Raw genomic sequence first — 21,674 nt, forward strand, 5'->3', positions numbered from 1 at the left:
AAATGGGTAAACTGGTATTCATGTTTCCGGGACAGGGTTCCCAGTACATAGGAATGGGAAAAGAGTTTTACGATACCATGCAGGTGTGCAGGAATGTATTTGACCTTGCAAGTGAAGCTTCTGGTCTTGATGTGGCAAAACTTTGTTTTGAAGAAAATGATCAGATCAATATTACAGAATATACACAGATCGCCATGCTGACTACAGAAGCGGCGATTTATGCAGCCATAAAAGAAAAGGGCATCATACCCGATGTTACGGCAGGACTGAGTTTAGGCGAATACGGTGCACTGATCGCATCAGGAGTTATGAGCATGAAAGATGCATTTACAGTGATCAGGAAACGTGGAATTTACATGCAGAATGCCGTTCCCACCGGTGGTGCAATGAGTGCTGTCTTAGGCCTTGGGGCAGACATCATTGAAAAGATCTGTGAAGATACCGAAGGGATCGTATCGATCGCTAATTACAATTGTCCGGGACAGATTGTTATCACAGGAGAAAAAACAGCAGTCGATAAAGCAGGAGAGACCTTAAAGGAGGCAGGGGCAAAACGTATTGTACCGCTTAAAGTAAGCGGACCGTTTCATTCGAAGATGCTCATTCATGCCGGGGAACAGTTAGGAGCAGCTTTAAAAGACGTTGCGATCGCTGATAAATTTATCCCATATGTGGCAAATGTAACCGCAGATTATGTGACAGATGCAAAAGAAGTAAAACCATTATTAGAACAGCAGGTAGCATCAAGCGTCCGCTGGCAGCAGACGATCGAGCACCTGATCGCCGACGGTGCAGATACGTTTGTAGAGATCGGGCCGGGCAGGACATTGTCAGGATTTATGAGAAAGATCGATCGGAATGTAACGGTATATAACATCGATAAGATGGAGGATTTTTTGAAATATGTTGACAGGTAAGATTGCTTTAGTGACTGGAGCAGGCAGAGGGATCGGAGCAGAGATCGCAAGAACTTTTGCAAGAGAAGGAGCTGCAGTCATCATCAATTATAATGGATCAAAAGAGAGAGCCGAAAAAGTGGCAGCAGAGATCATCGCAGCAGGTGGAAAAGCAGAAACTTATCAGTGCAATGTCGCAGATGATGCAGCCTGTAAGGAAATGATCGATACCTGCATTAAATCATATGGCAGGATCGATATTCTTGTGAATAATGCAGGGATCACACGGGATGACCTGTTGATGAGAATGTCAGAAGAAGATTTTGATGCAGTCATGGATACGAATTTGAAGGGAACATTTCATACAATACGCCATATGTCCCGTTATTTTCTGAAACAGAAAAGCGGAAAGATCATCAATATGTCATCGGTATCCGGTATTTTAGGCAATGCAGGTCAGGCAAATTATTCTGCAAGCAAAGCAGGTGTGATCGGACTGACAAAGAGTGTGGCGAGAGAATTAGCATCGAGAAGGATCAATGTCAATGCCATTGCACCGGGATTTATTGCAACCGATATGACAGATGCAATGACAGAAGAAGCCAAAGAGAAAATAGCAGAATCTATTCCATTCAAACGGATCGGACAGCCGGAGGAAATTGCGGAAATGGCACTGTTTTTAGCATCTGATAAGTCAGATTATATTACAGGACAGGTATTTGCAGTAGATGGTGGTATGACCATCTAAAGGAAAGAGAGCGAGGATATTATGAGCAGACGAGTTGTTGTAACCGGTTTAGGTGCCATCACACCGATCGGACTTAGTGTAGAGGAATTTTGGCAGTCCGTCAAAGAAGGAAAGATCGGATTTGCACCGATCACAAAATTTGATACATCAGAATATAAATGTCACATTGCAGCAGAAGTAAAAGGTTTTGAAGGAAAAAATTATATGGATTTTAAAGCCGCAAAACGAATGGAACTGTTTTCACAGTATGCAGTAGCAGCGGCAAAAGAAGCGATTAGTGATGCAAAACTTGATATGGAAAAAGAAGATCCATACCGCATAGGCTGTGCCATAGGTTCCGGAATCGGAAGTCTGCAGGCAATGGAACGTGAACATATAAAACTGTTAGAAAAAGGTCCGGGACGGGTGAATCCGCTGTTAGTACCGCTTATGATCACTAATATGGCGGCAGGAAATGTTTCTATCCAGTTTGGCTTAAAAGGTAAGAGTTTAAATGTCGTAACAGCCTGTGCAACAGGTACAAACAGTATCGGAGAGGCTTTCCGTTCGATCCAGTACGGAGAAGCAGATGTTATGGCAGCAGGTGGAACAGAAGGAAGTGTGACACCGATCGGAATTGCCGGATTTAGTGCACTGACCGCATTGTCAACCGTGGATGATCCGACAAAATGCTCTCTTCCATTCGACAAAAACCGCAGTGGATTTGTTATGGGAGAAGGTGCAGCAGTAGTCATCTTAGAAGAATTAGAACATGCAAAAAAACGTGGTGCAAAGATCTATGCAGAAGTGACAGGTTATGGCTGTACTTCAGATGCTTACCATATCACATCTCCGGCAGAGAATGGAGAAGGTGCAGCAAAAGCCATGTTATCAGCAGTAGCAGATGCCGGCTTAAAACCGGAAGACATTACCTATATCAATGCACATGGAACCGGTACACATCATAATGACCTTTTTGAAACGCGTGCGATCAAACTTGCCTTTGGGGAACATGCCAAAGATATCAAGATCAACTCTACAAAATCCATGGTCGGACATCTGCTCGGAGCAGCAGGAGCGATTGAATTTGTGACCTGTGTCAAAGAATTAGAAGAAGGTTATATCCACCGGACCGTCGGATATACGACCCCGGATGAGGAGATTGACCTTGATTACTGCAAAGAAGCAGTCACGGAAACGTTTTCTTATGCACTCAGCAACTCATTGGGATTTGGCGGACACAATGCCAGTATTTTATTAGCAAAATATGAGGGATAGAACATGTCATTATTAAATACAAAACAGATCATGGAGATCATACCGCACAGACAGCCGTTTCTGCTGTTAGATACGATTGAAGAATTGGAACCGGGTGTAAGAGCTGTTGGGAAAAAATGCGTCAGCTATAATGAACCTTATTTTGCCGGACATTTTCCAAAAGAACCGGTCATGCCGGGAGTCCTGATCATTGAAGCAATGGCACAGGCAGGGGCAGTAGCTATTCTTTCAGAGCCGGAAAATAAAGGAAAAACAGCATATTTTGCAGGCATCAGCCAGGCAAGATTTAAGCAGAAAGTAATACCGGGTGATGTGTTGACCTTAGAACTTGAGATCATCAAGCAGAAAGGACCGGTCGGAGTCGGACGGGGGACTGCAAAAGTTGATGGAAAACTTGCAGCATCCGCAGAACTTACATTTGCAATAGGAGATGGAAAATAGCAATGATACCTTTATTTAAGAAAAAGACAACAGAAGAAAAAGCAGATGTCATTATCTGTCCGTCCTGTAAGAAAGAACTGGTAAAATCAGAAGTTGTGGCAAATAAATATGTCTGCTATGAATGTGGCAATTATTTCAGGGTCCGTACTTCAAACCGTCTGAAAATGGTAGCAGATCCTAAAAGTTTTACACCGTGGTTTGAAGAGATGGAATTTCAGAATCCCTTAGATTTTCCGGGATATGAGGAAAAGATCCTAGCGGCACAGGAAAAGACAAAACTGCATGAGGCGGTTACGATCGGAGAAGCAAAAATCTATGGAGAATCTGTCGTACTCGGTATCTGTGATGCAAGATTTATGATGAGCAGCATGGGACATATCGTAGGAGAGAAGATCGCAGCATCCGTAGAGCGTGCAACGGAGAAAAAACTTCCGGTCATCTTATTCTGCTGTTCCGGTGGAGCAAGAATGCAGGAAGGGATCATTTCTTTGATGCAGATGGAAAAGACATCTGCCGCCCTGAAACGCCACTCCAATGCAGGTTTATTATATATTCCGATTTTGACAGATCCAACAACCGGAGGAGTCACTGCCAGTTTTGCCATGTTAGGAGATATCATACTTGCAGAACCAAAAGCACTGATCGGTTTTGCCGGTCCAAGAGTGATCGAGCAGACGATCGGGGAGAAGCTGCCGGAAGGATTCCAGCGGGCAGAATTTCAGTTAGAGCATGGATTTGTAGATGCGATCGTGGAAAGAAAAGATTTAAAAAAGACATTGTATCAGATCTTAAAACTGCATCATGTCAAAGACGGCTATGCGAATTTTACAGAAAAATGCGAAGATAAATTCATACCGAGTGAACTGATGCGGGAGCGTGCCGCAAAGAGCAAGAGCATGAGTGCATGGGAAAAAGTAAAGGCAGCCAGAGGTGTGGAACGCCTTGCTTCGGTAGATTATATGGGAGAAATATTTGAAGATTTTATGGAACTTCATGGCGACCGGTATTTCAGGGATGATCCGGCAGTTGTCGGTGGGATTGCAACAATCAATGGTCAGCCGGTGACTGTGATCGGTATTCATAAAGGAAAAGATATCAAAGACTGTATGCGGCATAATTATGGAATGCCATCACCGGAAGGTTACCGGAAAGCACTCCGTCTGATGAAGCAGGCAGAAAAATTCCATAGACCGGTGATCACCTTTGTCAATACTTCCGGTGCTTTCTGCGGTATGGAGGCAGAAGAAGGAGGACAGGGCGAAGCGATCGCAAGAAACCTGTATGAAATGTCAGACTTAAAAGTTCCGATCCTTTCTCTGATGATCGGAGAAGGCGGCAGCGGTGGAGCACTTGGACTTGCCGTTGGAAATGAGGTCTGGATGATGGAAAATGCTACCTATTCGATCCTATCACCGGAAGGCTTTGCTTCTATTTTGTGGAAAGATGGAAAACGGGCAAAAGAAGCCGCTGAGGTAATGAAGATCACAGCAGAAGATCTATACCAGTTACATGTAGTAGAAAAGATCATACCGGAATTTGGCGGGGCAGATCAGGACGCACTGCATGATATTTCGATGTTTATGAAATATCATATCTGCGAATTTTTGAAAAAATGCAGTAACATGACAGGGGAAGAATTAGCCGAAGAACGTTACAGACGATTCCGCAGATTTTAAATGATTTGAAGGAGTAGGAAGATGAGAAGTCGAATATGTGGTACAGGAAGTGCACTGCCGGAAAAAATAGTAACGAATGATGATCTAAGCCAGATCATGGATACTTCTGACGAATGGATCAGAAGCCGTACCGGAATTGAACGCAGACATCTTGCTGTAGAAGAAACACTTACTTCGCTGGCAGTACAGGCGGCAGAAAATGCTTTAAAAGAAGCAGGGATGCAGGCAGATGCTTTAGATATGATCATAGCGGCAACACTTTCCGCAGATAAGATCTGTCCGTCCTTATCCTGTGAACTGCAAAGAGAATTAGGGGCAGTCAATGCAGTTGCTTTTGATATCAATGCAGCCTGCTCAGGTTTTATGTTTGCCTTGCAGACAGCAGATGCATATATCCGTTGTGGACAGTATAAAAATATACTGATCGTAGGTGGCGAGATCTTGTCAAAGCTGATGGACTGGAATGACCGTTCCACCTGCGTCCTGTTTGGTGACGGTGCAGGAGCAGCAGTCGTGACAGCAGATGAAACCTATGGTATACTAGGGAGTGTGCAGGGCTCTGATGGGGCAAAAGGTGAAGCACTCTGCTGTGAAAACCGTAAAAATAACAATCCTTATGTAAGTAATAAAAGTGTGCCTTCGTATGTATCCATGAACGGACAGGAAGTTTACAAATTTGCAGTACGGACAGTTCCAAAAGCAATCGAAGAAGCCATTAAAAAAGCAGGGCTTACGGTAGAAGATATCGATCTGTTTGTGATCCATCAGGCAAATATCCGTATCATTGAATCAGTATCAAAACGTTTAAAAGTTCCGATGGAGAAATTCCCTACAAACTTAGAAAATTGTGGAAATATTTCTGCAGGAAGTGTGCCGGTTCTGTTGGATCAGGTGAACCGGAGTGGTAAGATCAGGCAGGGAGATAAGATCGTACTTGCCGGATTTGGTGCAGGACTGACGTGGGGTGCATCGGTATTGACATGGTAGAATAAGAACGTTACGGATAAATCAGATATGCATATATACGGAGGATAGGATGGAAACAGAGAAAAGACCAGGCACTGACGAAGTGATCAATGAATTGTTAGTGAAGCTTTTCAAAAATATTATGGAAATAGAAGAACGATGTCTGATCACACCTGAATTTAAAGATATCAGTGTGAATGATATGCATATCATAGAAGCAGTCGGAAAAGAAGAACCAAAGAGCATGTCTACAGTTGCAAAGCTGTTGTCCATTACGACAGGAACCTTGACAAAACTGATGGATGCATTATCCGAAAAAGGTTATGTAGACAGGGAGCGTGGAAAAAAAGATAAACGCATCGTATTTGTGTCACTGACCGAAAAAGGACGCAGAGCTTATGCAAGACATGAGAATTTTCACAGGACAATGATCGAACATATGAAAGATGGATTGAGTGAAAATGAAACAACCGTGCTGGTGTATGCGCTGGCGAAGTTAAATGATTATTTTAACCGGATCTACAAAGCATAAGGGAAGCAGTAAGAAAGAATCTATAGGATCTGATAATAAATCAGATAGAAAACAGATACATAAAAGGCAGGATATACAAAGACGCTGTTGTCCTGCCTTTTTAATATTTTTTATAAGAGTGACTGGATTGTGATATCCGGTGTACGGGAAAGATCAAGACAGCTGCCGTCACCAAGCTGGACGATCGGTCTGGATAAAGACTGTTTATTTAGCATGATGATATTTGCACCTCTGCCATCTGAGAGCAGTACACGGTTCTGCTGGTAGGTAGATGCGATATGCTCTAAGAAAGTCAGGATAAATTTTGGATTGTATTTTGCAAGACCATCTTTTTCAAAAGCAGCAATAACCTGAAACGGGCAGAGTGGTGCACGGTAAGATCTTGCTGCGGTCATTGCATCATAGACATCTGCGATCGCAATGATCTGTGCAAAGTCGTCAATCTCAGTTCCCTTCAAATTTTGTGGATAACCGCTTCCATCGCAGCGTTCATGGTGCATAAGTGCGGCATTCTTAACACGGTTGTCTAACTGGGGATACTGAAGTAAAATCTCATATCCTAAGGTAGGATGTTTCCGTACAAGTGCAAATTCTTCATCGGTATATTTTCCCGGTTTATTTAAAATCTCAGGTGGGATCTTAGCTTTTCCGATATCATGTAGTAATGCTGCAAGGATCAGTACATCAAAATCTTCTTTTGACATTTTAAGCCACTTGCCTAACATACCTGTGATTAAAGCTACATTTAACGAATGTGCATAGATACTGTCATCAACAGAACGCATATTGTGCAACATATCGAACATTTCAATAGAGTTGCGGGTTTCTTTCAGTAAAGACATTGCAGTTTTAAATAATGGATCAACCGCTTCTAATCCGTTCCCGGAAATAAAGGATGAAAGAGAATTTTTAATATCTCCGGTGGAACGGGAATAATCAAATTGAAAAGTCTGGAAAAGTGAAGAACTCTTTACCCGTTGGGAATAGGTCGGTTCCTGGACATTTCCCTTAGGGATCGTTTTTTGTGCTTCCGGTGCCGGTGCTTCAACTGCATCTCCTTCGATCGGAACACTGGGGATTCCGTAAAAGCTGATACGTGCGATCAGCTGATCTGTTAATGAAACACCGTCATTGATAATTAACTGACCATGTTTTGTTTTTACCGGTAAGGCAGTTACCATACCCTCTTCTAATTGTGTTGTTTTTATAATCTGCATGTGAAAAGCTCCCCCTTAATCAATCAGCCAAATTTCTAAATAATACCTTACAATGATATGAGAGTCAACAAGTCAGAACTCTTATCTTGCAAGCAGGAACGCTTTCTGACCTTTTGCCACCTTGTATCATAGAAAATTATAAAACGAATCTGTAAATTTCGCAATGGTTATTGTTGATTTATTGCTAAATTATAATGGAAAATACTTGACAACATATAAAAAAGAGCGTACCCTTAATACGCAGTATAGAAATTAAACGATACAATTCAATCATATAGCTTTCTCTTATTCAGAGTGATGGAGATACATAGGATCTGTGAAGTCACGGCAACCCCTGTGAGGAAGGTGCCAGCCTGAGCGAGTAATTCGAACAATAAGAGGATTTGATCTTACGATCGCAAAGAATCTTGTCCGCTTATGTGTTTCACATGAAGCGGATTTTTATTGTGTAAAAAAATGATACATGATAAAAATGCTCCGCAAGGATGCGTAATATACATTTTCTCTTAAGAGAGCAGTGTTTGGATAAAATCGGATCAACAATGTGAGAGGAGAACAACAGTGGAAAAAAGATTATTTACATCCGAATCAGTAACAGAAGGACATCCTGACAAGATCTGTGATGCGATCTCTGATGCAATCTTAGATGCATGTATGGAACAGGACCCGATGAGCCGTGTAGCATGTGAAACAGCAGCCTGTACAGGTTTTGTCCTGATCACAGGAGAGATCACAACAAAAGCGGTACTTGATATTCCGGCAATCGCAAGAAAGACGATCTGCGAGATCGGTTATGACAGTTCCGAAAAAGGATTTGACGGAAATACCTGTGCAGTCATGGTGGCATTAGATAAGCAGTCACCGGATATTGCAATGGGTGTAGACAAAGCATTAGAGGCAAAAGAAAATAAGATGACAGATGCACAGATCGAAGCGATCGGTGCAGGCGATCAGGGTATGATGTTTGGCTATGCCACAAATGAAACAGAAGAATATATGCCATATCCGATCTCTTTAGCGCATAAGTTGGCAAAACAGCTTACAGCAGTCAGAAAAGACGGAACACTGCCATATTTAAGAGCAGATGGAAAATCACAGGTATCTGTAGAATATGATGAAAATGGCAAACCAAGCCGCCTAGAGGCAGTTGTCATTTCTACACAGCATGATGAAAAAGTAACCCAGGAACAGATCCATGAAGATATTAAGAAATATGTTTTAGATCCGATCCTTCCGGCAGATATGATTGATGAACATACCAAAATGTTTATCAATCCGACCGGCCGTTTCGTGATCGGTGGACCACAGGGAGATGCAGGACTGACAGGACGTAAGATCATCGTAGATACTTATGGTGGATATGCACGTCATGGCGGTGGAGCTTTCTCCGGTAAAGACTGCACAAAAGTAGACCGTTCAGCCGCTTATGCAGCACGTTATGTAGCAAAAAATATCGTTGCAGCAGGACTTGCAGAGCGTTGTGAGATTCAGCTTGCATATGCAATCGGAGTAGCACAGCCGACATCTGTTATGGTAGATACCTTTGGAACAGGTAAGATCTCAGAGGAAAAATTAGATGAGATTGTACGTAAACACTTTGATCTTCGTCCGGCAGGAATCATTAAGATGTTAGATCTTAGAAGACCGATCTACAAAGGGACAGCAGCATATGGACATTTTGGCAGAACAGATTTAGATCTGCCATGGGAAGCGTTGGATAAAGCAGAGGAACTGAAAAAATACTTAGCGTAATGCTCCATACATTTTTATGAAATGTTTAGAATCTATATGATTTTTTCATGTGGATTTGATGATTTTCATGTTATAATGAGTCATAGGAACTTTTGATGAGTTTCTATGACTTTTATTTTTGAAAGGAATTAGACGATGAAATTACGGACAAGGCTCACGATTTCTTTCTGCATTATCATCTTTGTACCGATCTTATCGGCATGTCTGGTGTTGTTTGGTTTCCAGAAGAGCCATATGAAGACGATCGAGCAGACATATGGGATCGAGAGCAAGAATTATAATTATCTGATGAATTCTGTGCAGTTGTTAAATCGTTATACGAAAAAGAATTATGAATATCTGTTAAGTGAAACGTCTAAGAATCCGGATCATTTTTTGGATCGGGCTTATTTAGAGTCAGTAAATAAAGAATTAGATGAGAAATATTCTTACCTGATCGTAAGAAAAGAAGATAAACTCATCTATGTAGGGAAAAAAACAGAGGGACTGACAGCAGATGACCTGCCGGAATATGAGGAAACAGCACCAAATGCAATCGCAGGAACATATGTGGATGGCGATGAACAGGTGCTGATCAAACAGATTGATTTTATGTTTACGGATGGGGAACGGGGAAGTGCATTTATCATTACATCTTCCCATGAACTTTTGCCGGAGATCCAGAGCCTGATCGTAGACGGATTTGTTTCTATTATACTGATCCTGCTCTTTACGGCAGCAATGCTCATTATCTGGATCTATCAGGGGATCATCCGTCCTATCAAAAAATTAGAAGTGGCAACCTTAAATATCCAGCAGGGTAATCTCGATTTTACTTTAGAAACAGATGGAAAAGATGAGATCAGTGAATTATGTGCCAGTTTTGAGGAAATGCGGAAACGGCTGAAAGAATCCGCAGAAAAGCAGATGGCAAGTGAACGGGAGAACAAAGAACTGATCAGTAATATCGCACATGATCTAAAAACACCGATCACAGCCGTCAAAGGTTATTCTGAGGGATTGTTAGACGGAGTCGCAGATACACCGGAGAAAAGGGAGAAGTATCTGCGGACGATCAACAGCAAGGCAAATGAGATGGATGCACTGTTAAATGAACTGACATTGTATTCTAAGATCGATACGAACCGTATTCCGTATAATTTTAATAAATTAAATGTAGCAGCATATTTTAATGACTGTATTGAGGAGATCGGTATGGATTTAGAGAATAAGAATATCGGTCTTGCGTATTTTAATTATGTAGACAATGACGTCATGATCATAGCAGATCCGGAACAGTTAAAGCGTGTTGTCAATAATATTGTTGGAAATTCCATTAAATATTTAGATAAAAAGCAGGGACTTATCAATATCCGTATCAAAGATGTCGGAGATTTCATACAGGTTGAGATCGAAGATAACGGACGGGGGATCGCAGCGAAAGACCTGCCATACATATTTGAACGTTTTTACCGGGCAGATGCATCGAGAAATTCAGCAACTGGTGGAAGTGGTATCGGACTTTCCATAGTAAAGAAGATCATAGAAGACCATGGGGGCAAGATCTGGGCAACCAGTAAAGAGTCTGTGGGCACTGTGATGTATTTTGTAATTAGAAAGTATCAGGAGGTTATACAGGATGAGTAAAGTACTGATTATCGAAGATGAAGTGGCGATCGCCGATTTAGAGAAAGATTATTTAGAACTCAGTGGATTTGAAGTGGAAGTGGAAAATTCAGGTGATGTCGGTTTAGAGCGGGCATTGGCAGAAGAATTTGATATGTATATCTTAGATCTGATGCTGCCGGGGATTGACGGATTTGAGATCTGCAAGCGTATTCGGGAAGTGAAAAACACACCGATCCTTATGGTGTCAGCAAAAAAAGATGATATTGATAAGATCAGGGGCTTAGGTCTTGGAGCAGATGATTACATTACAAAGCCGTTTTCCCCTAGTGAACTTGTTGCAAGAGTAAAGGCACACCTTGCCCGATATGAAAGACTGATCGGCAGCAGCCAGCAGGAAAATGATATCATAGAGATCCGCGGTATACGCATAGATAAGACTGCACGACGCGTCTGGGTGAATAATGAGGAAAAACAGTTTACGACAAAAGAATTTGACCTTTTGACTTTTTTGGCAGAGCATCCAAATCATGTTTTTACCAAAGAAGAATTATTTCGTGAGATCTGGGATATGGAATCTGTTGGAGATATTGCAACCGTTACGGTTCACATTAAGAAGATCAGGGAAAAGATCGAGATCAACACAGCAAAGCCACAGTATATTGAAACCATCTGGGGCGTAGGATACAGGTTTAAAATATAATGGAAAAAGAATGGAATATCATATATGAAGATGCAGAACTGATCGTCACTTACAAACCGTCTGATCTTGCAGTCCAGACAAGCAAAATGGGTCAGAAAGATCTTGTAAGCATGTTGAAAAATGATCGTGTAAAAAAGAAAGAACCGCCGTATGTGGCAGTCATCAACCGGTTAGACCAGCCGGTGGAAGGGCTTGTCCTTTTTGCTAAAACAAAAGAGGCAGCAGCAGATTTAAGCAGGCAGCTGCAGGGAGGGCAGATCGGCAAATATTATCGGGCAGTTGTTTTAAACCAGACAGGAAAAGATTTGACGGCAGGAGAGAAAGGAACACTGACGGATTATCTGTTAAAAGACGGAAAGACAAATCTTTCAAAAGTAGTAAATGCCGATACAAAAGGAGCCAAAAAAGCCGTTTTGGAATATGAAGTGCTAACGGTGAAAGAGAATCGTGCAGATCTTTTTATACATCTTCAGACTGGACGGCATCACCAGATCCGGGTGCAGATGGCACATGCGAATCTTCCGCTTGCCGGAGATAGAAAGTATGGAAAAACAGATAGTATGGTATCCGGCATGACAGGTATTGCACTTTGTTCAGTGAAACTTCAGTTTATGCATCCGAAGACTAAGAAAAAAATGGAATTTTCCATTGAACCGGAGAATCGAATTTTCCAATTATTATAAGAAACATTAACGCATAGAAAAATAAAGAACCACACATAATTTTTCTATGAAAAAAATAATGAATTGGGAAAAGGGAACGAAAATTGCAAAGTTGTTATTGACCATAGCGGCAGTTTATCTTGGAATGCAATATCTGTTTCCAATGGTACTGCCGTTTTTGTTTGCCATTCTGTTTGTACGGCTGCTATATCCGTTTGCTGTAAAGTTAGAAAACAGATATAAGATGACAAAAACGGTATCGAGAGCGATCGTCTATGTGTTATTTCTGCTGATTTTAGCGGCTGTTGCAGCAGGACTTTTATATCTGTGTTATCGTTTGGGCAGCAGTTGTATGAAAAACATGGATAGTATACTTTGTGATGCAAAAAGTATTTTTCACACCTGCTGTATGCGGCTGGAGCATATGACAGGAACATCCGTAGAAAATATACAGAAAATTTTAGATACAGATGTTACAAAACTGACGGGAAATGCAATGCAGTATTCGAAAAATGCAGGCTGCCTGGCAATGGGATTTTTTGCAAAGATGTTTGTGTCATTTATTGCGACATTTCTGATGTTAAATGATTATGAAAGACTTGCGGCAGGAGTGAAAAAGACAACAGCAGGAAAATATGCCACTCAGATGAGTACCCATATGAAACAGGCATTCGGAGCATATTTTAAAGCACAGCTTTTTATCATATTTTTAATTACGACCATCTGTATCATAGGGCTTTTTCTGCTTCGGATACCATGTGCATTTGGAATCGGATTTGCGATCGGACTCTGTGATGCACTTCCGTTTTTGGGAACAGGGACTGTCTTTGTACCATGGGCACTTGTTGCCATTCTGCTTTCGGAGTATAGGATTGCCGCAGGCTGTTTTGTGATTTATCTTATCTGTAGTTTTATCCGCCAGATCTTAGAACCGCGGTTAGTCGGAAAACGGTTAGGAGTACCACCGCTTTTTGTATTAGTGAGTATTTATATCGGAATATGTGTCTATGGTGGAAAAGGGGTACTGCTTGGACCGTTGTCGGCGTTTATTCTATATGAAGTTTGTTACTGTTCACTCCGTGAGCAGTAACTCGTGATTTTTGCATGAAAGTTCGCTTTGTGAAGCAAAAATCACCACATGAATCACTTTCTTACGCAGCCAGACAGTAAATGTCTGTCTGCTGTGTGAACTGTAACTGAAGTTTTTCTTTTACACAGCAAAACGATAAATAATTCTTGACACCACAACTATAGTGGCGTTTATAATAGCTGTGGATCGATCTGTAAAAATAAACTACACAGATCGGGAAGGGAGTCATGTCTGGCATTTTTATCAATGACAGCTAAGAAGTGCTATGGAAAAAGATTTAACAACAGGAAGTGTTTTAAAGAATATTTTATATTTTTCATTACCATATTTATTATCCTATTTTTTGCAGACTTTATATGGAATGGCAGATCTGTTTATCGTTGGGCAGTTTAACGGAGTGGAAAGTATTACAGCGGTATCTGTCGGCAGTCAGGTCATGCATATGCTCACAGTGATGATCGTCGGACTGGCAATGGGTTCTACAGTTACGATTGGAAAAGCAGTCGGTGCAAAACAAAAAAAGCAGGCTTCGCTTACAGTAGGCAATACCGTTACATTGTTTATGGGACTTTCCATGGTGCTGACACTGCTATTACTGCTTCTTGTAAATCCGATTGTTTCATGGATATCGACACCGGCAGAAGCAGTTGTTGGAACCAGACAGTATTTAACGATCTGTTTTATCGGGATTCCTTTTATTACGGCATATAATATTATCAGTTCGATTTTTCGCGGCTTAGGTGATTCGAAAAGTCCCATGTATTTTATTGCAGTTGCCTGTGCGGCAAATATCCTGCTAGATTATCTGTTTATCGGTGGTCTGCATTTTGGGGCAGCGGGAGCAGCACTTGGTACAACCTTATCACAAACGATCAGTGTGTTCGTGGCATTGGTGGCAGTCTTAAGACGGACAACCGGTTTTTCATTAAAAAAAGAGGATTTTAAGTTAAAGACAAAGATCATGGAGCAGATCCTAAAGATCGGAGTTCCGGTAGCATTACAGGATGGATTTATCCAGATAGCATTTATCGTGATTACGATCATTGCAAACCGCAGAGGATTAAATGATGCAGCTGCAGTCGGCATTGTGGAAAAGATCATCGGCGTGGTATTTCTTGTTCCATCTACGATGCTTTCGACAGTTTCTGCACTTTCCGCACAGAATATCGGTGCCGGAAAGCATGAGAGGGCATCTCTTACACTGCGTTATGCAGTCAGTATAGCAGTAGGATTCGGACTTGTGGTTTCACTTATAGTCCAGTTTTGTGGCAGTTCTGTTGTAGGAATTTTTACCAAAGATGCGGAAGTTATTTTACCGGGAACACAATATCTTCGGGCATATATTTGGGACTGCATGATCGCAGGCGTGCATTTTTGTTTCAGTGGATATTTTTGTGCATATGGCTTTTCGGGGATTTCATTTTTACATAATGCCTTATCCATTATACTTGTGCGTATTCCGGGTGCATTTCTCGCATCAAAGTATTTTGCAGACACGCTCTATCCGATGGGATTGGCTGCACCGGCAGGCTCGTTGTTATCGGTGGTTATCTGCGTGATCGCATTCTTGTGGATGAAAAGGTTACTGTTCATACGCAAGCTTGATACCGCGCTGTCAAGCTATGCGCCATAGTGTTAATTATCGTGTGATTACAGCCCCTGTCTCGTAGAGGCATTTTAAATGGGCTGTAATCGTTGCTGATCACACTGTTAGGCGTGAACAGTAACATGAAAAGAAAAATTTCTGTGAAATGTACTGCGGATCAGTTGTAAAAAACAGATCTCTGTGATAAAGTTCTTTTGTGGTATCCTTCATATGGAGGAAACTATCTATGGGGAAAAGAACTTTACAGCAGCTTACAATTAAAGATAATTTTATGTTTACAGCAGTTATGATGGATGAAGCCAACTGTCTGAGATTTTTAGAACGGGCACTTGACATGCAGATCGATCATGTTGTTGTAGACAAAGAGAAAAGTCTTATCTATCATCCGGACTATCATGGGATACGTCTGGATGTCTATGCAAAGGGAAATTCAAAAGCATTTAATATCGAAATGCAGATTCAGCCAAAACATAACCTGCCACGTAGAACGCGCTACTATCACGATCAGATCGATATGAGTGAATTACAGCCATCGGAAGGGTATGAAGCACTGCCAGAGGCATATGTGATTTTTGTGTGTGACTTTGATCCATTTGGAGATAAAAAGTATCGTTATACCTTTGAAGAAATCTGTAAAGAAACAAATAGACCTTTACAGAACGGCAGACATACGATATTCTTAAGTACAAAGGGAATGAATCGATCCGAAGTGCCAGAAGAATTAGTTGAATTACTAAATTATATCGGAGCAGGGGAATCAGTATCTTCGGAAAATTATAGTGATCCTTATGTCAGGCAGTTACAGAAAAGTGTCAATGATACAAAGAAAAGCCGTAAAATGGAGGAACGTTTTATGATGATTGAAGAATTGATGCAAGAGGAATATCAAGCTGGAAAAGCAGAGGGAAGAGAAGAAGGTATAGCAGCAGGCGTGGATGCATTGAAGGCAGTTGTTTTAGAGGTTTTAGATATGCGGAATATGCTGACAGACACGACAAAGTATCTGCTTGAGCATACATCTGATATGGAAACATTAAAGAAAATGAGCCATACTGCGATATCGTGCAGGAATGCAGAAGAATTTTTAAAACAATTCAACGCTTAGAATCACACAGATCAATATATTTTTTGAAGGATATCACGAAAATTGTGGGAGTAGTCTGGGTTCATATTATGGTATGCAAAAAAGAATTTTTTGTTTGACTTTTTTGAAAAAGAGAAATATAATAGCTTTCGAACGAGTAGCAAACCAGCGTAAATCCAGTTTTGCTGCTCTTTTATATTATACCGTTAAAAAGTGTGTAGCTTATCAGCGTAAGTCCAACTTATGAGATGAGCACACGCTTTTTTTATGCAGAAAAGGAGGATTTCATCAAAATGGCAGAAAGTAACAAGATGAAGGAAATGCCAGTGAATAAGCTTATGGTTCAGATGGGAATACCGATGATCTTATCTATGGCATTGCAGGCGGTCTATAATATTGTAGACAGTGCCTTTGTGGGAAACATGAGAGTGGGAAGTGAAGCAGCATTAAATGCTCTTACACTTGTGTTTCCGGTTCAAATGCTTATGGTAGCAGCAGGAATCGGAACAGGTGTGGGAACAAATGCACTTTTAGCGAGGACACTCAGACAGGGAAACAATAAAAAAGCAGCGAAGGTTGCAGGCAACAGGACGTTCCCTCTATTCCACGATCGGTCAGATAGTAGGAGCAGTGATAAATATTATCCTTGATCCGATCATGATCTATGGTATAGGTCCTGTTCCGGAAATGGGAGTGGAGGGAGCCGCCTATGCAACGGTGATCGGGCAGGTTGCATCAGCAGTATTGCTATTTATTTTCCATGTAAAATTAAATAAAGAGTTTGAACATGGTATAAAATACATGAAACCAGACAGTAAAATTATCAGAGAAATATATGCGATCGGTCTTCCGGCGATCATTGCACAGGCATTGATGTCCATCATGGTATATGTGATGAATCTGATTTTGAAATTTAGTCCTTCCGCACAGACTGCATATGGATTGTTCTACAAAGTACAGCAGTTCGTATTGTTCCTTGCATTTGAACTTAGGGATGCGATCACACCAATTATTGCTTATGCATATGGAATGTACAGCAAAAAGCGAATTTTAGATGGAATAAAATATGGATTACTTTACACGATGATACTTATGATTGCTGGTGTGGCGATTACAGAAATTTTCCCGAATTTCTTTGCAGCTTTGTTTAATGCAGGAGAATCCAGAATGTATTTTATCGGAGCAATGAGAATTATATCTGTCAGTTTTATTTTTGCAGGGATCAATGTAGCATATCAGGGAATTCATCAGGCATTAGATGGCGGTATCGAGTCACTCGTGATCTCACTGCTCAGACAATTTGTGATCATATTGCCGCTGGCAGGAATATTTTCGATTTTTGTAAGAAATGGTCAGGCAGGAATTTCATTGATCTGGTGGGCATTTCCAATCACGGAGTTTATAGCCTGTATGGTGGGTTATGTATTTCTAAAGAAGATCAGAAAAGACAAAGTAGATAGTTTAAGTTAAGGAGGAGCCGGCAATGGCAAAAAGAATCATTACAATCAGCAGAGAGATTGCAGAACAGTCAGGATTTTCGCCGGAATATATTCAGGAAAATGCAGAATTATCTCCCAAGAAAGGATTATTTGCCTATGCTTTTTCGGGTCGTGATATCACAGGAAGATCAATAGAGGATATGGTATATGAGGCACAGAGAAAAGTGATCTTGGGTATTGCAGAAAAAATGATCAATGATACAGATAAAAGATGCAGAACAAATTATAATTTTTATACAGAACAAAAATGGGGAATGGCTGGCAATTATACGTTGTCGTTGAATAGTTCTGTGTTAGGATATGATATGTGTCAGAAAGTGATAATGGATTGTACAAAAATATAAAGATAAGGGACAGGTTAGTTACAATAAATCAGATGGTTTCATGGGCTTGCAGGAAAGTTTATGATAAAATATAATGATAATTATATCTTTTAGAAATATGTGGAGGGTTATCGGGAGAAATTTCTCCACAAGATAAATGCAGGAGGCATCATGCAAAACTCATACCGTTATTTTGAGAACATAGATTGTAAATATTTTCCATGTCATAAGGGCTTAAAAGATTTCAACTGCCTGTTTTGTTATTGTCCGATGTATACAAAAGAGCATTGTCCCGGAAACCCAAAGTATATAGAAGCAAACGGACGGAAGATCAAAAACTGTTCAGATTGTACCTTTCCGCATCAGCCTGAAAATTACGATAAGATCATGCAGATCTTACGGGAATAAATAAAGAAATAACACAAATTCCCCTCTTGACAAATGAAAACGACACAGTCTAAAATAGAAAAAGTGAACAAAGAGCAATCAAATAGAAAGTAAAGCAGAGAAAAGGATTAGTAAAACAGTAACATTCCCAAGAGAGAAGATCCTGTACTTACAGGCTGAAAGATCTTCGTTTGAACCTGTTTGAACCTGCCTTGGAGCTTTCATATGAAAGTATGACGTGATCCCAGCGTTATGGGAAATTGAGAGTATGTAAGACTGATATGGTCAGAATACATAAATCAGGGTGGTACCGCCGGATATAGTTCGGTCCCTAGAGATAGGGATGAATATATCCGGCGTTTTTGTTTGATACTCACATAATAAGATATGAAGAAAGGAAACAATCATGGCAAAAGAAAAGAAATTAGTAGAAGCCATTACCTCTATGGAAGAGGATTTTGCACAATGGTACACAGATGTTGTAAAAAAAGCAGAACTTATCGATTATTCCTCCGTCAAAGGATGCATGATCTTAAAACCAGCCGGATATGCGATCTGGGAGAATATTCAGCATGAGTTAGACCGTAGATTTAAAGAAACCGGTGTAGAAAATGTATACATGCCATTATTTATACCGGAAAGTCTTTTAAATAAAGAAAAAGACCATGTAGAAGGATTTGCACCGGAAGTTGCATGGGTAACACATGGCGGTTTAAACCCATTACAGGAACGTCTTTGTGTCCGTCCGACATCCGAAACTTTATTCTGTGATTTTTATAAAAATATCATCCAGTCCTACAGGGATCTGCCAAAGGTATATAACCAGTGGTGTTCTGTTGTCCGCTGGGAGAAAGAAACCAGACCATTCTTACGTTCCAGAGAATTTTTATGGCAGGAAGGACATACAGCACATGCAACCGAAGAAGAAGCAGAAGCAAGAACTGTACAGATGTTAAACCTGTATGCAGATTTCTGCGAAGAAGTGCTCGCAATGCCGGTTGTCCGCGGACAGAAGACAGAAAAAGAGAAATTTGCAGGTGCCGAAGCAACTTACACGATCGAGGCTCTGATGCATGATGGTAAGGCATTGCAGTCTGGTACTAGTCATAATTTCGGAGATGGTTTTGCAAAAGCATTCGGTATTCAGTATACAGATAAAGATAATAAGTTACAGTATGTACATCAGACTTCCTGGGGTATGACCACACGTCTGATCGGTGCAGTCATCATGGTTCATGGTGATGATTCCGGCTTAGTGCTGCCACCAAGGATCGCACCGACACAGGTAATGGTCATTCCGATCCAGCAGCATAAAGAAGGCGTATTAGAAAAAGCAGAAGAATTAAAGACACGTTTAGCTGCAAGTGGTATCCGTGTAAAATCAGATAATTCTGAAAAGAGTCCGGGATTCAAATTCTCTGAGCAGGAAATGCGTGGTATCCCAATCCGTATCGAGATCGGACCAAAGGATATACAGGCAGGTCAGTGTGTACTTGTAAGACGTGATACCAGAGAAAAGACAGTCGTTGCATTAGAGGATTTAGAGGCAAAGACAACAGAATTATTAGAAACGATCCAGTCAGAAATGTTTGCCCGTGCAAAAGCACATCGGGATGCACATATTTATGATGCACATAATTACACAGAATTTACAGAGATCGTTAATACAAAACCGGGATTCATCCGTGGTATGTGGTGTGGAGATCAGGCATGTGAAGATAAGATCAAAGAGGATTTTGCAGCAACTTCCCGTTGTATGCCATTTAACGATCAGGAGCAGATCGCAACAACCTGTGTCTGCTGTGGAAAACCTGCACACAAATTAGTATACTGGGGAAAAGCATACTAATGAGGATCGAATTACCCGAAAAAGTAGAAGGTATCATCCAGACATTGATGCAGGCAGGCTATGAGGCATATGCCGTAGGCGGCTGTGTGCGTGACAGTCTTTTAGGAAAAGAACCAAAAGACTGGGACATTACCACATCGGCAAAACCGGAAGAAGTCAAGCGTCTGTTTCCAAAAACGATCGATACCGGTATCTTACATGGGACAGTGACAGTCATGTCAGGACGTGAGGGATTTGAAGTGACCACTTACCGGATTGATGGAAAATACGAAGATTCCAGACATCCGAAAGAGGTGACTTTTACCCCGAACTTGTTAGAAGACCTGAAAAGGCGTGATTTTACGATCAATGCGATGGCATATAATGAAAATACCGGACTTGTCGATGAATTTGACGGTATCGGAGATTTAAAACGTGGTGTGATCCGATGCGTGGGAGAAGCAGAGCAGCGTTTTAAAGAGGATGCACTCAGAATGATGCGTGCAGTCCGTTTTGCAGCACAGCTTGGATTTTCAATCGATGAGGATACAAAAGAAGCTATCTGTAAGTTAGCTCCTACCCTGAAAAATATCAGCGCCGAACGGATTCAGGTAGAACTTGTCAAACTGTTAGAATCCGATCATCCGGAAGAAATGCGTACACTTTATGAAACAGGGATCACAGCCGTTATGCTGCCGGAATTTGATGCGATGATGCAGACAGAGCAGAATAACCCGCATCATATGTATACAGTTGGAGAACATACGATCGTGGCACTCTGCCAGATTCCAAAGGATAAAGTCTTGCGTCTGACGATGCTTTTGCATGATGTTGCAAAACCGGTCTGCCGTACAATGGGGGAAGATGGTATCCACCATTTTCATGGACATCCCGCAAAGGGAAGTGAAATGGCAGAAAAGATTTTACGCCGTCTGAAATTTGATAATGATACGATACGCAGAGTCAGCCGTCTGGTACGCGGACATGATGATAATCCGCCAGTCAGCGAAAAAAATGTCCGAAGGGCGATCGTACGACTTGGAATAGAAGCATATCCGGACCTTTTTGCAGTCAAGCGGGCAGATATTTTAGCACAGAGCAGTTATAAGCGTGCAGAAAAGTTAGCTTATGTCAATGCATATGAAGCCTGTTATCATACGGTTTTAGAGAAGAAACAGTGCTTATGCTTAAAAGATCTTGCTGTCAATGGCGGTGATCTGATCGCAGAAGGCATGAAGTCTGGAACTGCACTTGGGGCAGAGCTAAAGGAACTGTTCGCACTTGTCCTGGAAGATCCCTCAAAAAATACAAAGGAATATCTGCTGGAAGAAGTCAGGAAAAAAATTAAACAAGTTTAAATTGCATACTTTTAAAAACCCTTTCATATCTTAAATAGACACAG

Annotated in this window: 19 protein-coding genes, 1 pseudogene, 1 riboswitch and 1 other annotated feature; of the genes and pseudogenes, 19 read left to right on the forward strand and 1 reads right to left on the reverse strand. The window is 41.1% G+C overall.

The window, feature by feature from the left end:
* The first annotated feature begins 2 nt into the window (after positions 1–2).
* Genes fabD through H8S17_RS01500 form a run of 7 tightly spaced genes read left to right on the forward strand, consistent with a single transcriptional unit; the run spans position 3 to position 6,516 of the window.
* On the forward strand, positions 3–917 hold the full coding sequence (gene fabD / locus H8S17_RS01470) for an ACP S-malonyltransferase (RefSeq protein ID WP_186865928.1): 915 nt from the start codon (positions 3–5) through the stop codon (positions 915–917).
* Positions 904–1,644, forward strand: a complete 741-nt coding sequence (fabG, locus tag H8S17_RS01475; protein WP_186865929.1) for a 3-oxoacyl-[acyl-carrier-protein] reductase — start codon at positions 904–906, stop codon at positions 1,642–1,644. Before fabD ends, fabG begins: the two co-directional genes overlap by 14 nt.
* A 21-nt stretch (positions 1,645–1,665) precedes the next feature.
* Positions 1,666–2,901: a beta-ketoacyl-ACP synthase II gene (gene fabF / locus H8S17_RS01480; RefSeq protein ID WP_186865930.1), complete on the forward strand. Its 1,236-nt coding sequence runs from the start codon at positions 1,666–1,668 to the stop codon at positions 2,899–2,901.
* Between the two features lie 3 nt (positions 2,902–2,904).
* Positions 2,905–3,342, forward strand: coding sequence for a 3-hydroxyacyl-ACP dehydratase FabZ (gene fabZ / locus H8S17_RS01485; RefSeq protein WP_178052404.1), 438 nt, complete (start codon positions 2,905–2,907; stop codon positions 3,340–3,342).
* 2 nt (positions 3,343–3,344) lie between these two features.
* Complete coding sequence (locus H8S17_RS01490; RefSeq protein ID WP_186865931.1) at positions 3,345–5,018, forward strand: acetyl-CoA carboxylase carboxyltransferase subunit alpha; 1,674 nt, start codon at positions 3,345–3,347, stop codon at positions 5,016–5,018.
* Positions 5,019–5,039: 21 nt separating this feature from the next.
* Positions 5,040–6,005: a beta-ketoacyl-ACP synthase III gene (locus tag H8S17_RS01495; protein WP_178052406.1), complete on the forward strand. Its 966-nt coding sequence runs from the start codon at positions 5,040–5,042 to the stop codon at positions 6,003–6,005.
* Between the two features lie 49 nt (positions 6,006–6,054).
* On the forward strand, positions 6,055–6,516 hold the full coding sequence (locus H8S17_RS01500; protein ID WP_178052407.1) for a MarR family winged helix-turn-helix transcriptional regulator: 462 nt from the start codon (positions 6,055–6,057) through the stop codon (positions 6,514–6,516).
* A 110-nt stretch (positions 6,517–6,626) separates the two neighbouring features.
* Here the strand turns inward: H8S17_RS01500 and H8S17_RS01505 are convergent, their stop codons facing one another.
* Positions 6,627–7,733, reverse strand: a complete 1,107-nt coding sequence (locus H8S17_RS01505) for an HD-GYP domain-containing protein (RefSeq protein ID WP_186865932.1) — start codon at positions 7,731–7,733, stop codon at positions 6,627–6,629.
* A gap of 282 nt (positions 7,734–8,015) precedes the next feature.
* Positions 8,016–8,113: riboswitch (SAM riboswitch) on the forward strand.
* A gap of 181 nt (positions 8,114–8,294) precedes the next feature.
* Between H8S17_RS01505 and metK the strand changes: the two genes are divergently transcribed.
* The 12 genes and pseudogenes from metK (at position 8,295) to H8S17_RS01565 (ending at position 21,630) form a co-directional block, all read left to right on the forward strand.
* On the forward strand, positions 8,295–9,485 hold the full coding sequence (metK, locus tag H8S17_RS01510) for a methionine adenosyltransferase (protein WP_186865933.1): 1,191 nt from the start codon (positions 8,295–8,297) through the stop codon (positions 9,483–9,485).
* A 135-nt stretch (positions 9,486–9,620) separates the two neighbouring features.
* On the forward strand, positions 9,621–11,111 hold the full coding sequence (locus tag H8S17_RS01515) for a sensor histidine kinase (RefSeq protein WP_186865934.1): 1,491 nt from the start codon (positions 9,621–9,623) through the stop codon (positions 11,109–11,111).
* Positions 11,104–11,793 carry a response regulator transcription factor gene (locus tag H8S17_RS01520; RefSeq protein ID WP_178052416.1) on the forward strand — a complete coding sequence of 230 codons (690 nt, stop codon included), beginning with the start codon at positions 11,104–11,106 and terminating at the stop codon, positions 11,791–11,793. Before H8S17_RS01515 ends, H8S17_RS01520 begins: the two co-directional genes overlap by 8 nt.
* Positions 11,793–12,476 (forward strand): RluA family pseudouridine synthase, encoded by a 684-nt coding sequence (locus tag H8S17_RS01525; protein ID WP_186865935.1) that lies wholly within the window; start codon positions 11,793–11,795, stop codon positions 12,474–12,476. The genes H8S17_RS01520 and H8S17_RS01525 overlap by 1 nt, the downstream gene beginning before the upstream one ends.
* Positions 12,477–12,534: 58 nt before the next feature.
* Entirely contained in the window at positions 12,535–13,545 is a 1,011-nt protein-coding gene (locus H8S17_RS01530) for an AI-2E family transporter (protein WP_186865936.1), read from the forward strand.
* 265 nt (positions 13,546–13,810) lie between these two features.
* Positions 13,811–15,178 (forward strand): MATE family efflux transporter, encoded by a 1,368-nt coding sequence (locus H8S17_RS01535; RefSeq protein ID WP_186865937.1) that lies wholly within the window; start codon positions 13,811–13,813, stop codon positions 15,176–15,178.
* A 199-nt stretch (positions 15,179–15,377) separates the two neighbouring features.
* Positions 15,378–16,256 (forward strand): Rpn family recombination-promoting nuclease/putative transposase, encoded by an 879-nt coding sequence (locus tag H8S17_RS01540; protein WP_186865938.1) that lies wholly within the window; start codon positions 15,378–15,380, stop codon positions 16,254–16,256.
* A gap of 272 nt (positions 16,257–16,528) precedes the next feature.
* Positions 16,529–17,705: pseudogene (locus H8S17_RS01545) on the forward strand (MATE family efflux transporter).
* Positions 17,706–17,718: 13 nt separating this feature from the next.
* Entirely contained in the window at positions 17,719–18,078 is a 360-nt protein-coding gene (locus tag H8S17_RS01550; protein ID WP_186865939.1) for a nucleoside/nucleotide kinase family protein, read from the forward strand.
* Between the two features lie 150 nt (positions 18,079–18,228).
* The gene (locus H8S17_RS01555) at positions 18,229–18,465 is read left to right on the forward strand and encodes a cysteine-rich small domain-containing protein (RefSeq protein ID WP_186865940.1); all 237 of its coding nucleotides are present in this window, start codon (positions 18,229–18,231) and stop codon (positions 18,463–18,465) included.
* Positions 18,466–18,553: 88 nt separating this feature from the next.
* Positions 18,554–18,780 (forward strand) — a binding site (T-box leader).
* Between the two features lie 70 nt (positions 18,781–18,850).
* Positions 18,851–20,293, forward strand: coding sequence for a proline--tRNA ligase (proS, locus tag H8S17_RS01560; protein WP_186865941.1), 1,443 nt, complete (start codon positions 18,851–18,853; stop codon positions 20,291–20,293).
* Positions 20,293–21,630, forward strand: coding sequence for a CCA tRNA nucleotidyltransferase (locus tag H8S17_RS01565; protein ID WP_186865942.1), 1,338 nt, complete (start codon positions 20,293–20,295; stop codon positions 21,628–21,630). Before proS ends, H8S17_RS01565 begins: the two co-directional genes overlap by 1 nt.
* Positions 21,631–21,674 lie beyond the last annotated feature (44 nt).

It is taken from the genome of Roseburia zhanii, assembly GCF_014287635.1.
Classification (GTDB): Bacteria; Bacillota; Clostridia; order Lachnospirales; family Lachnospiraceae; genus Roseburia_B; species Roseburia_B zhanii.

Excerpts from the sequence above, each read along its gene's own strand:
- fabD (WP_186865928.1), top strand. The coding sequence starts at position 3 with ATGGGTAAACTGGTATTCATGTTTCCGGGACAGGGTTCCCAGTACATA.
- fabG (WP_186865929.1), top strand. The coding sequence starts at position 904 with ATGTTGACAGGTAAGATTGCTTTAGTGACTGGAGCAGGCAGAGGGATC.
- fabF (WP_186865930.1), top strand. The coding sequence starts at position 1,666 with ATGAGCAGACGAGTTGTTGTAACCGGTTTAGGTGCCATCACACCGATC.
- fabZ (WP_178052404.1), top strand. The coding sequence starts at position 2,905 with ATGTCATTATTAAATACAAAACAGATCATGGAGATCATACCGCACAGA.
- H8S17_RS01490 (WP_186865931.1), top strand. The coding sequence starts at position 3,345 with ATGATACCTTTATTTAAGAAAAAGACAACAGAAGAAAAAGCAGATGTC.
- H8S17_RS01495 (WP_178052406.1), top strand. The coding sequence starts at position 5,040 with ATGAGAAGTCGAATATGTGGTACAGGAAGTGCACTGCCGGAAAAAATA.
- H8S17_RS01500 (WP_178052407.1), top strand. The coding sequence starts at position 6,055 with ATGGAAACAGAGAAAAGACCAGGCACTGACGAAGTGATCAATGAATTG.
- H8S17_RS01505 (WP_186865932.1), bottom strand. The coding sequence starts at position 7,733 with ATGCAGATTATAAAAACAACACAATTAGAAGAGGGTATGGTAACTGCC.
- H8S17_RS01515 (WP_186865934.1), top strand. The coding sequence starts at position 9,621 with ATGAAATTACGGACAAGGCTCACGATTTCTTTCTGCATTATCATCTTT.
- H8S17_RS01520 (WP_178052416.1), top strand. The coding sequence starts at position 11,104 with ATGAGTAAAGTACTGATTATCGAAGATGAAGTGGCGATCGCCGATTTA.
- H8S17_RS01525 (WP_186865935.1), top strand. The coding sequence starts at position 11,793 with ATGGAAAAAGAATGGAATATCATATATGAAGATGCAGAACTGATCGTC.
- H8S17_RS01530 (WP_186865936.1), top strand. The coding sequence starts at position 12,535 with ATGAATTGGGAAAAGGGAACGAAAATTGCAAAGTTGTTATTGACCATA.
- H8S17_RS01535 (WP_186865937.1), top strand. The coding sequence starts at position 13,811 with ATGGAAAAAGATTTAACAACAGGAAGTGTTTTAAAGAATATTTTATAT.
- H8S17_RS01540 (WP_186865938.1), top strand. The coding sequence starts at position 15,378 with ATGGGGAAAAGAACTTTACAGCAGCTTACAATTAAAGATAATTTTATG.
- H8S17_RS01550 (WP_186865939.1), top strand. The coding sequence starts at position 17,719 with ATGGCAAAAAGAATCATTACAATCAGCAGAGAGATTGCAGAACAGTCA.
- H8S17_RS01555 (WP_186865940.1), top strand. The coding sequence starts at position 18,229 with ATGCAAAACTCATACCGTTATTTTGAGAACATAGATTGTAAATATTTT.
- proS (WP_186865941.1), top strand. The coding sequence starts at position 18,851 with ATGGCAAAAGAAAAGAAATTAGTAGAAGCCATTACCTCTATGGAAGAG.
- H8S17_RS01565 (WP_186865942.1), top strand. The coding sequence starts at position 20,293 with ATGAGGATCGAATTACCCGAAAAAGTAGAAGGTATCATCCAGACATTG.